Annotated in this window: 9 protein-coding genes and 3 tRNA genes; 5 read left to right on the forward strand and 7 right to left on the reverse strand. The window is 64.8% G+C overall.

All coding sequences use genetic code 11. The annotated features are described in order from the left end of the window. Positions 1-166 precede the first annotated feature (166 nt). Both tsf and rpsB read right to left on the reverse strand, forming a co-directional pair. Positions 167-1,060 carry a translation elongation factor Ts gene (tsf, locus tag ACS5NL_RS10035; RefSeq protein ID WP_439353615.1) on the reverse strand — a complete coding sequence of 298 codons (894 nt, stop codon included), beginning with the start codon at positions 1,058-1,060 and terminating at the stop codon, positions 167-169. Positions 1,061-1,170: 110 nt separating this feature from the next. After that, positions 1,171-1,923 carry a 30S ribosomal protein S2 gene (gene rpsB / locus ACS5NL_RS10040; RefSeq protein ID WP_439353617.1) on the reverse strand — a complete coding sequence of 251 codons (753 nt, stop codon included), beginning with the start codon at positions 1,921-1,923 and terminating at the stop codon, positions 1,171-1,173. A 342-nt stretch (positions 1,924-2,265) separates the two neighbouring features. Here rpsB and ACS5NL_RS10045 point away from each other — a divergent pair, with 342 nt between their 5' ends. From ACS5NL_RS10045 to ACS5NL_RS10055, 3 genes are all read left to right on the forward strand, one after another. Continuing rightward, on the forward strand, positions 2,266-3,471 hold the full coding sequence (locus ACS5NL_RS10045) for an FAD-dependent oxidoreductase (RefSeq protein WP_439353618.1): 1,206 nt from the start codon (positions 2,266-2,268) through the stop codon (positions 3,469-3,471). Between the two features lie 182 nt (positions 3,472-3,653). Continuing rightward, entirely contained in the window at positions 3,654-4,154 is a 501-nt protein-coding gene (lysM, locus tag ACS5NL_RS10050) for a peptidoglycan-binding protein LysM (protein WP_439353620.1), read from the forward strand. A gap of 5 nt (positions 4,155-4,159) precedes the next feature. Further along, positions 4,160-5,713: an NAD(P)H-hydrate dehydratase gene (locus ACS5NL_RS10055; protein ID WP_439353621.1), complete on the forward strand. Its 1,554-nt coding sequence runs from the start codon at positions 4,160-4,162 to the stop codon at positions 5,711-5,713. On the opposite strand, the gene ACS5NL_RS10060 is transcribed toward ACS5NL_RS10055, so the two are convergent. Together ACS5NL_RS10060 and rnr are read right to left on the reverse strand one after the other, a co-directional pair. Then, positions 5,714-6,265 (reverse strand): YggT family protein, encoded by a 552-nt coding sequence (locus ACS5NL_RS10060; RefSeq protein WP_439353623.1) that lies wholly within the window; start codon positions 6,263-6,265, stop codon positions 5,714-5,716. Continuing rightward, a complete protein-coding gene (rnr, locus tag ACS5NL_RS10065) occupies positions 6,265-8,535 on the reverse strand; it encodes a ribonuclease R (protein ID WP_439353625.1) in 2,271 nt (756 codons plus the stop codon). The genes ACS5NL_RS10060 and rnr overlap by 1 nt, the downstream gene beginning before the upstream one ends. A gap of 48 nt (positions 8,536-8,583) precedes the next feature. On the opposite strand from rnr, the gene ACS5NL_RS10070 reads away from it, so the two are divergent. Both ACS5NL_RS10070 and ACS5NL_RS10075 read left to right on the forward strand, forming a co-directional pair. Beyond that, positions 8,584-8,668: transfer RNA gene (locus tag ACS5NL_RS10070), tRNA-Leu, on the forward strand. A gap of 115 nt (positions 8,669-8,783) precedes the next feature. Next, positions 8,784-8,868 (forward strand) — tRNA-Leu (locus ACS5NL_RS10075). Positions 8,869-8,919: 51 nt separating this feature from the next. Here the strand turns inward: ACS5NL_RS10075 and rimO are convergent. From rimO to ACS5NL_RS10090, 3 genes are all read right to left on the reverse strand, one after another. After that, positions 8,920-10,305 carry a 30S ribosomal protein S12 methylthiotransferase RimO gene (rimO, locus tag ACS5NL_RS10080; RefSeq protein WP_439353626.1) on the reverse strand — a complete coding sequence of 462 codons (1,386 nt, stop codon included), beginning with the start codon at positions 10,303-10,305 and terminating at the stop codon, positions 8,920-8,922. A 31-nt stretch (positions 10,306-10,336) separates the two neighbouring features. Then, a complete protein-coding gene (phaR, locus tag ACS5NL_RS10085; protein WP_439353628.1) occupies positions 10,337-10,879 on the reverse strand; it encodes a polyhydroxyalkanoate synthesis repressor PhaR in 543 nt (180 codons plus the stop codon). Positions 10,880-11,078: 199 nt separating this feature from the next. Continuing rightward, positions 11,079-11,155, reverse strand: a tRNA-Val gene (locus ACS5NL_RS10090). Positions 11,156-11,187: the final 32 nt, after the last annotated feature.

The raw sequence follows: 11,187 nt of genomic DNA on the forward strand, positions 1-11,187 counted from the left end.
CAACTCTTGTTGTAGCGCTTGCTGTGTACCCAACCGGCAAGTGTAGCGAGGACCGGCACCCGATTCGGGGCACCACGGTCATGACTCCGTAAAAATCGCCCCGCCAGATGTGACAACGGGCCTTGCGGCCCGTTGTCTGGATCAGCGGCAGGCGGGATCCGCGGTATCAGGCACCCTTGGCGGCGGCGACCTGGGCAGCCACTTCGGCCGCGAAGTCGTCGACCTTCTTCTCGATGCCTTCACCGACCACGTACAGGAAGAAGCCCTTGGCCGTGGTATTGGAAGCCTTCAGGTAGGCACCCACGGTCTGCTTGCCGTCGGCGGCCTTCACGAAGACCTGATCGAACAGCGAGACTTCCTTGAGGTACTTCTGCACCGAACCGTCAACCATCTTGGCGACGATGTCGGCGGGCTTGCCGGACTCGGCGGCCTTGGCGGCGGCCACCGAGCGCTCGCGCTCGATCAGCTCGGCCGGCACATCGGCGCTGGTCAGGGAAACCGGCTTCATGGCGGCCACGTGCATGGCAACGTCCTTGGCGGCCACGGCATCACCGTCGAACTCCACGACCACACCGATGCGGGTGCCGTGCAGGTAACCAGCCAGCTGGCCACCATTGGCCCAGCGCTGGAAGCGGCGGAACGACATGTTTTCGCCGATCTTGCCGATCAGGCCCTTGCGCACGTCTTCCAGGGTGGGGCCGAAACCGTCCTGCTCATAGGCCAGGGCACCCAGGGCAGCGATGTCGGCCGGATTGTGGTCGGCGACCAGCTTGGCAGCAGCGTTGGCGAGTGCCAGGAAGCTGTCGTTCTTGGTGACGAAGTCGGTTTCGCAGTTGACTTCAATCAGGGCACCGGTGTTGCCATTGATGGCTGCGGCGACCACACCTTCGGCGGTCACGCGGCTGGCGGCCTTGCCGGCCTTGGTACCCAGCTTGACGCGCAGCAGCTCTTCGGCCTTGGCCATGTCGCCATCGGCTTCGGTCAGGGCCTTCTTGCACTCCATCATGGGAGCGTCGGTCTTGGCGCGCAGTTCGGCGACCATGCTTGCGGTAATTGCCATGTCAGTTCTCCGTTGTCCGGACCCGTCCGGCGGGTCCACACTGTTCATTGATCGGTTTCGCTTGTGAAAAAGGGGCTACTGGAGCCCCTCGTTCGCACAGGCGGCGAGGCTCAGGCGGCCGCGTCTTCCTTGACTTCGACGAACTCGTCGGAACCTTCGGCAGCGGCCTTGACCACGTCGGTCACGGCATTGGCACGGCCTTCGAGGATCGCGTCGGCGATGCCACGGGCGTACAGAGCCACGGCGCGGGCCGAGTCATCGTTGCCGGGGATCACGTAGTCGATGCCAACCGGCGAATGGTTGGTATCCACCACGCCCACCAGCGGAATGCCCAGCTTCTGGGCTTCCGAGATGGCGATCTTGTGGAAGCCCACGTCGATCACGAAGATGGCGTCCGGCAGGGCGTTCATGTCCTGGATGCCGCCGATGTCCTTTTCCAGCTTCTCCATCTCGCGGGCGAACATGAGCTGCTCTTTCTTGCTCATGCTTTCCAGGCCGGCTTCCTGCTGGGCCTGCATGTCCTTGAGGCGCTTGATGGAGGTCTTGACGGTCTTGAAGTTCGTCAGCATGCCACCCAGCCAGCGCTGGTCGACGAAGGGCACGCCGGCACGGCGGGCTTCGGCAGCCACGATGTCGCGCGAGGTGCGCTTGGTGCCGACCATCAGGATGGTGCCGCGGTTGGCGGACAGCTGCTTCACGAACTTGGCAGCGTCTTCGAACATCGGCAACGTCTTTTCGAGGTTGACGATGTGGATCTTGTTGCGATGGCCGAAGATGAACGGCGCCATCTTGGGGTTCCAGAAGCGGGTCTGGTGTCCGAAGTGGACGCCGGCTTCCAGCATTTCGCGCATGGAGATGGACATGATGTATTCCAGAGGTTGGGTCTAAAATCCAGCCCCGACCGGTTCATGCATACACGCCTAAAGGCGACTGATCGCTTGAACCGGCACCTGGTTGGGCTGGTTTGGGATTTGCTTCGATGGTTCGGGTGCAAGAGCAGCCCTCACCAGCAAAGCCAATCGATTATAGCAGGCCCATCCTTCCCTTCACCGAATGCGATGGCTGCCCTGACCCTTTTCGGGCAGCGGCCTGTTGCTGTCGCATGTGCCTCCATCCATGTCAGCCCACCACCAGCCCTTGCACCCTGCCCCCGCACCGACCCGGGGCACCACCCATTTCCACGGCACATCGATCCGGAGTTTCTCTTGAGACTGGCGGTCATTGGAGCCGGGGTCGTGGGCGTCACGACCGCTTTCGAGCTGACGCAAGACGGGCATGAGGTCACGGTGTTCGAGCGCCACAGCACCGCGGCGGAAGGCTCCAGTTTTGCCAACGCGGGCCTGCTGGCGCCCGAATGGATGGCCGCCCGCGCATCGACCGACTGGAAGCAGGAGCAGGCATCGGGCATGGGCGCCTGGTGGCAGCGGTTGCGGCGCAACAGACGCTCCACCAGCCTGGACCCTGGCCCCGATCTGCTGGCGCTGGCCCGCCTGGGTGCCGAACGGCTGGACGGACTGTGCGACCAGTTGCAGCTGACCCTCGACAGCCACCAGGGGATGATGGTGGTCTGGCGCGATGAACGCGACAGTGCCATGGCCGAAGACCTGCATGCCCGTGTGCGCGCCATGGAAGGCGAAAGCCGTCTGATGACCGCCGAGCAGGCCCGCTCGCTGGAACTGGCCCTCAACACCGAAACCCCGCTGCATGGCACCCTGGTCATGCCCGACGTCTGGTCGGTCAACTGTCGCCAGTTCACGCTCTTGTTGCGGGCGCGGGCGCAGCAGGAAGGCTGCCGGTTCGAGTTTGGCCAGCCGGTCCCGGGGCTGCAGCCCGGCCAGCAGATTCGCCTGACAACCCCGTCGGGAGCAGGCAGCACGGATCCGTTCGACGGCGTGGTGCTCTGCGCCGGAGCCGCTTCCGACGCACTGCTGCGCTCCCTGGGCGTCTCCCTTCCGCTGCAGACCCTGACAGGACACTCGCTGAGTGCATCGGTGCGAGAGTCGATCGACGCACCGGTCGCCGTGGTCCATGACCTGCGCCACCGCGTGTCGATCGCCCGCATGGCACAACGGGTGCGCGTCAGCGGACCGCTGAGCACGCCCGGCAAGACCGACCGGGCTGACGACGCCTTCAAACGGCTCTACAAGGTGCTGGATGACTGGTTCCCGGGCGCCATCCGTCTTGGCCAGGCCGGTGGGGTGCAGGAGTGGAGCACCCAGGTGAACACCACACCCGACGCACTGCCGGTGATCGGCGAGACCTCGGTGCCGCGGGTGTGGATCAACAGCGGGCATGGCATGCACGGCTGGGTCATGGCCTGTGCGAGCGCCCGCCTGCTGGCCGATCAGATCGCCGGGCAGGCGTCCGTGATCGATGCGGCGCCCTACAGCGCACGGCGCTGGACCAACTGATGGCGGTTGCCATCGCAGTGCCACGGGTTCGTGGTGAAATGCCATCAGAAACGCCCGCGACTGCGCAGAATTGACGCAAACACCTTCGGACAGGCCGCGCACGCTGGCGGCCGTCTTGACGTGCGGTGAACAGCCCCGCAGGATCGGCAAGCATTTTTTCTCAACCCCGAAGGAGTCAGATCATGGGAATGTTCAGTTTCATCAAGGAAGCCGGCGAAAAGCTGTTTGGCATCGGCCATGCACAGGCCGCGCAAGCCGCAGCACCTGCAGCCCCCGGCGCCGACGAGATCGCCGCGCTGAACCAGACCGCCGCCCAGGCGATCGCCAAGTACATCCAGAGCATGAACCTCAATGTGGAAGCACTGGACGTGGGCTACGACGCCGCCAGTGAAACGGTCACGGTGGCGGGTGTCGCACCGGACCAGACCACCAAGGAAAAGGTCATCCTGTGCTGCGGCAACGTGGCCAACGTCGCCAGCGTCAACGACCTGATGACGGTCTCGACCCCGGAACCCGAGTCGCAGATGTATACCGTGGTCAAGGGCGACAACCTGTCGAAGATCAGCAAGGAGTTCTACGGCACGCCCAACAAGTACCCGCAGATCTTCGAAGCCAACCGGCCGATGCTCAGCCACCCGGACAAGATCTACCCGGGACAGGTGCTGCGCATTCCTCCCGCCTGAGTGGCATGCGGCGGATCGGCAGCCACCACTCGGAGCCGCTGTACAGCGTGCAGGCCACGCGCGCCATCGAGCAGGCGCTGGCCTCTGCCCTTCCGCCCTTCGCCCTGATGTCCCGCGCCGGGACGGCGGTCGCGCAACTGGCCCGCGCGCTCGCCCCCCATGCCCGGCGCATCTGGATCGCCTGCGGACCGGGCAACAACGGCGGGGATGGTCTGGTGGCCGCCCGCCACCTGCACGAGTCCCGGCTCACCCAGCCCGGCGCCGCAGAAGTGGTGGTCACCCTGTGCTGCACCGATCCCGGCCGACTTCCCGAAGACGCGGCGCGGGCACTCGCCGAAGCACTGGCGGCCGGCGTCACCATCGCCCATGCCCCACCCGACAACGCCGACCTGGTGATCGACGCTTTGCTGGGCATCGGTGTGCGAGAGGCCCCCACCGGTGCGATCGCTGAACACCTCGAACGCATGCATGCCGTGGGTTGCCCAGTGTTCGCCGTCGATCTGCCCAGCGGTCTGATGGCCGACACCGGCGTCTACCGCGGACCGGCAGCACACGCTGCAAATGCGCCGCGCCACACGCTCACTCTGCTGACACTCAAACCCGGTCTCTTCACCGCCGATGGGCGCGACATGGCTGGCACCGTCTGGTTCGACCCGCTGGAACCCCATGGATCGGCGGGCCCTGCACCTGTCGCGCAACTGTTCGGACAGGTCAGCCCCCTCCCCGCACACCGTCCGCATGCCGCCCACAAAGGCTCCCAAGGCGATGTGGTCGTGATCGGCGGGCAGGACATCACCCACAGTGGCGCCGGCATGACCGGCGCCGCCATGCTGGCCGCGCGGGCCGCCCTGCACGCGGGTGCGGGCCGTGTCTACATCGGCTTGCTGGGCGACCACGGCGACGCCGTCCGCTGGGACCCGCTGTGTCCCGAGCTGATGTTCCGCCACCCCGGATTGCTGACGCAGGCACGGGACCTGATGGTGGACGCGACCGTGGTCTGCGGTTGCGGCGGAGGAACGGCGGTGGCCGACGCGCTGCCGGTTCTGCTGTCGACCTGTGCGTCGCTGGTGCTTGACGCCGATGCGCTCAACCGCGTGGCGGAGGACACCACACTGCAATCCCTGCTGGCGCAGCGCCAGGCGCGTGGTGTCCACACAGTGATCACACCCCACCCTCTTGAAGCGGCGCGGCTGCTGGACATGGGAACCAGGGACGTGATGGCAGACCGGTTGCGGGCAGCCACCGCCTTGGTCCAGCGTTTCGGCGTCACCTGCGTGCTCAAGGGCTCGGGCACCGTGGTCGCAGCGCCCGGGCAGATGCCGCGCATCAACAGCAGCGGCAATGCCGCTCTGGCCACCGCCGGCACCGGAGACGTGCTGGCCGGCTGGATCGGCGCCCTGCTGGCCCAGGCCAGGCGTTCAGGGAGGGATCCGCTGTTGGCGGTGCTCGACGCCGTGTTCTCCCATGGGGATCGGGCCGACCAGTGGGTGCGGGAGAACCGAGAAACGCTCACCGCCCACCGTCTCACGATGGGCATCGGCTCGGCCGACGCGCGCTGATCAGCCCAGCAGGATCAGACCGACCTGCAGCAGCACGATCAGCACGAGCACCGACAGGTCCACACCGCCGATCGGCGGCAACACCCGGCGCACCGGCTTGAGCACCGGACTGCACAGCCGGTCCAGCATGCCCATCGCAGGCGATCCGGGTTGCACCCAGGACAGCACCGCATAGACCAGCAGCATCACCATCAACCCCTGCAACATCACCCGCACCAGCAGCCTGAACGCCAGTTCGGGAATGGCCAGCAGGATCGACGACGACACCGAGGCCGGCAGCAAGGCCGCCTGCAGCAGCACCCACAGCACCGCATAAGCGAGCGCCAGCACCACCGCGGCGGTGAGACTGCCCCAGTCGATCCGGCTCTGCACCAGCGTCCGGGGCAGCAGCTTGCGCAGCGGCGCCACCAGCCAGTGGGTCAGGGCCATGACGAAGCGCCCAGGCTGGGCCGACATGTTCACCTTCACCTGGTTCATCCAGGCGCGCAGCAAAGCCGCGCCCACCATCAGGAAGCCCGCCGTCTCCAGCAGGAACAACAACACCGCCCGCATCAGCGACGCCCTTTCCGGGTCTTGCCCGGCGCTCCTCGGTCAGCACCCCGATCGGCTCCCCGTGCCGCCTTGCGCGCCGCGCGCGAACCAGATGGCTTCGGTGCCTTGGCCGGCTTGCCCTTGTCGGTGGCGCGCTCGTTGCGCGGTCGTTCACGCCCGCGGCTTTCGTCAGCGACCGCCTGCCCGCCGGTCTTGTCCCGCATCGCGCGCAACACGACATCGTCGTTGCCCGAAACCAGCCGGAAGTCGATGCGCCGGCCGTCCAGATCCACCCGGCTGACCTGCACCTGGACGCGCGAGCCCAGCGCGTAGCGGATGCCGGTGCGCTCTCCTCGCAACTCCTGGCGCGCCTCGTCGAACCGGAAATACTCGCCGCCCAGTTCGGTGATGTGCACCAGTCCTTCCACATACATGGCGTCGAGGGTCACGAACAGGCCGAAGCTGGTGACCGAGGTCACCACGCCGCTGAACTCCTCGCCCAGATGCTCGCGCATGTACTTGCACTTGAGCCAGGCCTCGACGTCGCGACTGGCCTCGTCGGCACGGCGCTCGTTGGCGCTGCAGTGCAGGCCTGCAGCCTGCCAGGCCATCTGGTCGGCCGACGGCTTCTTGGTGGTTTCACCGGCGGACGGGGGCTTGACCCGGCTGGCCAGGCGCTTGCTGAGCTTGGCGTGTGCCTCACCCGGTGTGGGCAAATCGGGAAGCTGGTACTTCTGCTTGGCGAGGATGGCCTTGATGACCCGGTGCACCAGCAGATCCGGATACCGGCGGATCGGGCTGGTGAAGTGGGTGTAGGCATCGAAGGCCAGACCGAAGTGGCCCTGATTCATCGGCGTGTAGATCGCCTGCGACATCGAGCGCAGCAGCATCATGTGGATCTGTTGCGCCTCCGGCCGGTCCTTGGTGGCATTGGCGATCTGCTGGAACTCCGACGGGTGCGGGTTGTCGCTGATCGTCAGCGGCACTCCCATGGCCTTGAGGTAGTTGCGCAGCGTCTCCTGCTTCTCCGGCGTCGGGCCTTCGTGCACACGGAACAGGCCCGCCTGTTTGCCCTGGGCAATGAACTCGGCCGAACAGACGTTGGCCGCCAGCATCGCCTCCTCGATCAGCTTGTGCGCATCGTTGCGGGTGCGCGGCACGATGCGCTCGATACGGCCCGATTCGTCGCAGACGATCTGGGTTTCCACCGTCTCGAAGTCCACCGCGCCACGCGCATTGCGCGCCGTCAGCAGCGCACGGTAGACGTCGTGCAGATTCAGCAGGTACGGCACCAGCGGTTTGCGGTTCTGTGCCTCGGGTCCACGCGTGTTCTGCAGGATCGCCGCCACCTCGGTGTAGGTGAAGCGCGCGTGGCTGAACATCACGGCGGGATAGAACTGGTAGGCGTGGATCTCGCCTTTGGCGTTGATCAGCATGTCGCAGACCATGCACAGGCGCTCGACTCCCGGGTTGAGCGAGCACAGGCCGTTGGAGAGCTTCTCCGGCAGCATGGGAATCACGCGGCGCGGGAAGTACACCGAGGTCGCACGGTCGTAGGCGTCGACGTCGATCGCCGAGCCGGTATGCACATAGTGGCTCACGTCGGCGATCGCCACCAGCAGGCGCCAGCCCTTGGCACGGCCGACCTTGGCCGGCTCGCAATACACCGCGTCGTCGAAGTCGCGCGCGTCTTCACCATCGATGGTGACCAGCGGCACATCGCGCAGATCGACCCGGTTCTTGTGGTCGCTGGAGCGCACGTGGTCGGGCAAGGCACGGGCCTGCGCCATGGCCGAGTCGGAGAACTCGTGCGGCACCCCGTACTTGCGCACCGCGATCTCGATTTCCATGCCCGGGTCATCGATCTCGCCCAGCACCTCCTTGACCCGGCCCACGGGTTGTCCGTACAGCGCAGGCGGCTCGGTCAGTTCGACCACCACCACCTGGCCCGGCTTGGCGGCGCCGGTCGCGCCCTTGGGCACGAGAACATCCTGTCCATAGCGTTTGTCTTCGGGTGCGACCAGCCAGACGCCACTTTCCTGCAGCAGACGTCCGATGATGGGAGCCGAAGAGCGCTCGATGATTTCGGTGACGCGCCCCTCGGGGCGCCCCTTGCGGTCCAGGCGCACGATCCGCGCCTTCACGCGGTCCTTGTGCAGCACCGCCCGCATTTCGTTGGAGGGAAGATAGATGTCGGGCTGTCCGTCGTCGCGGACCACAAAGCCATGTCCGTCGCGATGACCGGAGACGACACCTTCAAATTCGGCCAGCAGGCTATTTTTTTCGGTCAAGATTTTTCGTTTCTGTTTTTACTGCTACAATCGCTGTCTTCCTGAGATGCCCAGGTGGCGGAATTGGTAGACGCACTAGTTTCAGGTACTAGCGCCGAGAGGCGTGGAGGTTCGAGTCCTCTCTTGGGCACCAATCATAAGGGCTTGCAAACTCAGAGTTTGCAAGCCCTTTTCTTTTTTTGATCTGCACCTCGCAAAGTCCACAAGGACACACTGAACTACAGGATATAATGCTAGCTTCCTGAGATGCCCAGGTGGCGGAATTGGTAGACGCACTAGTTTCAGGTACTAGCGCTGAGAGGCGTGGAGGTTCGAGTCCTCTCTTGGGCACCATACACAATGGCTTGCAAACACATCGTTTGCAAGCCATTTCTGTTTTCCCCATCAGACCGGCAGCGCCACGAGATCGTGCCCCTCGGCCGCCACGATGCGGGCCTTGGTGAACTCACCCACCTTGAGCGTCTTGCTGATCTTCTCGGGCGGCAGCAGGCGCACCACGCCGTCGATCTCCGGCGCATCTGCATAGCTGCGCCCCACTCCGCCTTTCTTCCCCAGGCCCGGCGCCGAATCCACCAGCACCTGCATGGTCGCACCCACACGGGCCTGCAGCTTTTCCGCTGACACAGCCTCAGCCACTGCCATGAAGCGGGCCTGCCGTTCGGCACGCAGCGCGTCGGGCACCGGGTCCGGCAACTCGTTGGCCACCGCCCCGTTCACCGGCGAGTAAGCAAAGCAACCCGCGCGATCGATGCGCGCCTCAGCCACGAAGTCCAGCAGATGCTGGAACTCTGCATCGGTCTCACCCGGGAAGCCCGCGATGAAGGTGCTGCGCACCACGATCTCTGGGCAAAGTTCGCGCCAGCGCGCGATGCGCTCCAGATTCTTCTCGCCGCTGGCCGGCCGCTTCATGCGCCGGAGCACGTCGGGGTGGCTGTGCTGCAGCGGGACATCCAGGTACGGCAGCACCAACCCCTCCGCCATCAGCGGGATCACATCGTCCACATGCGGGTACGGGTACACATAGTGCAGGCGCACCCAGGCACCATAACCACGCGCCAGTTCGCCCAAGGTGCGCACCAGGTCAAGCATGCGGGTCTTGACCGGCTTGCCGTCCCAGAAGCCGGTGCGGTACTGCATGTCCACGCCATAGGCCGAGGTGTCCTGACTGACCACCAGCAGTTCCTTCACGCCGGCTTCGAACAGCTTGCGAGCTTCCGTGAGCACATCACCGATGGGCCGGCTCACCAGATCGCCGCGCATCGACGGAATGATGCAGAAGGTACAGCGGTGGTTGCAGCCCTCGCTGATCTTCAGATAGGCATAGTGGCGCGGCGTGAGCTTGATGCCCTGCGGCGGCACGAGATCGATGAAGGGGTCGTGGGGCTTGGGCAAGTGCCTGTGCACCGCCTCCATCACTTCGTGGGTGGCGTGCGGGCCGGTCACGGCAAGCACGCTGGGATGCATCTGCTGCACCATGTTGCCACCACCCTCGCCTTCGCGCGCTCCCAGGCAACCGGTCACGATCACCTTGCCGTTTTCGGCCAGCGCCTCACCGATGGTGTCGAGACTCTCCTTGACGGCGTCATCGATGAAGCCGCAGGTGTTGACGATGACGATGTCGGCACCGGCAAAGGTCTTGGAGGTCTGGTATCCCTCGGCGCTCAGTTGCGTGAGGATCAGCTCGGAGTCCGTGAGGGCCTTGGGGCAGCCAAGACTCACAAACCCGACTTTGGGCGCCACGGCGCCCGGGGAAACAGGGGATTCACTCATCCCCGGATTGTCTCAGACCGGCGCCCGCCGCTCAGCGTTTGAGGCCAAAGGCCGCCAGCATCTGCTCGCTGTTCTTCTGCATCTGCTCCTGCATCTGCGTGAAGGCGCTGCGAGACTGCTCCAGATAGGTCCCCATCATGCCCTGCATCATCGGCGACTGAACATTCATGAACTGCTTCCAGACTTCGGGGTTGAGCCCCTTGGACTGCTCGGCCATCTTCGTCTGCAGGTCCATGAAGATCTGCACGTTCTTTTCGAGATAAGCCCCCATGAAGTCCTGCATGGCGTGACCATAGAAACGGATGATGTTGGCCAGCACCTGTTCGGTGAAGATCGGCACACCGGCCGTTTCTTCTTCGAGAATGATCTGCAGCAGGATGCTGCGGGTCAGATCTTCGTTGGTCTTGGCATCACGCACCACGAATCGCTCGTTGTCCATGACCAGCGCCTTGACCTCGGCCAGCGTGATGTACGACGAGGTATCGGTGTCGTAGAGACGGCGGTTGGGGTATTTCTTGATGACCCGCACAGCCTCCGGGCTGGAGGCGTGGGCATCGGCCTTGCTTTTTTGCACAACGGGACCTTCACGTAAGACCGGAAAGCCTCCGGTTGCAGGAGGCCGCCCAAACGCACCATTCTAGAAAGCCCAGCCCCTTTCGGTCAGATGGGTTTTCCCTGTGCGAAGAGTCTGGATCATGCCATGCCGCAAGCAGCGCACCGCAAAGAAAAAGGGCCTGACGAAAACGTCGGGCCCTTGCGGTTTCGGAGATGTTTGGTAGGCGCGATTGGACTCGAACCAACGACCCCCACCATGTCAAGGTGGTGCTCTAACCAGCTGAGCTACGCGCCTACAAACTGTCCGAAGCCTCGCAGTATAGCAGC

The sequence above is a fragment of the Hydrogenophaga sedimenti genome, assembly GCF_051857515.1.
GTDB lineage: Bacteria > Pseudomonadota > Gammaproteobacteria > Burkholderiales > Burkholderiaceae_C > Hydrogenophaga.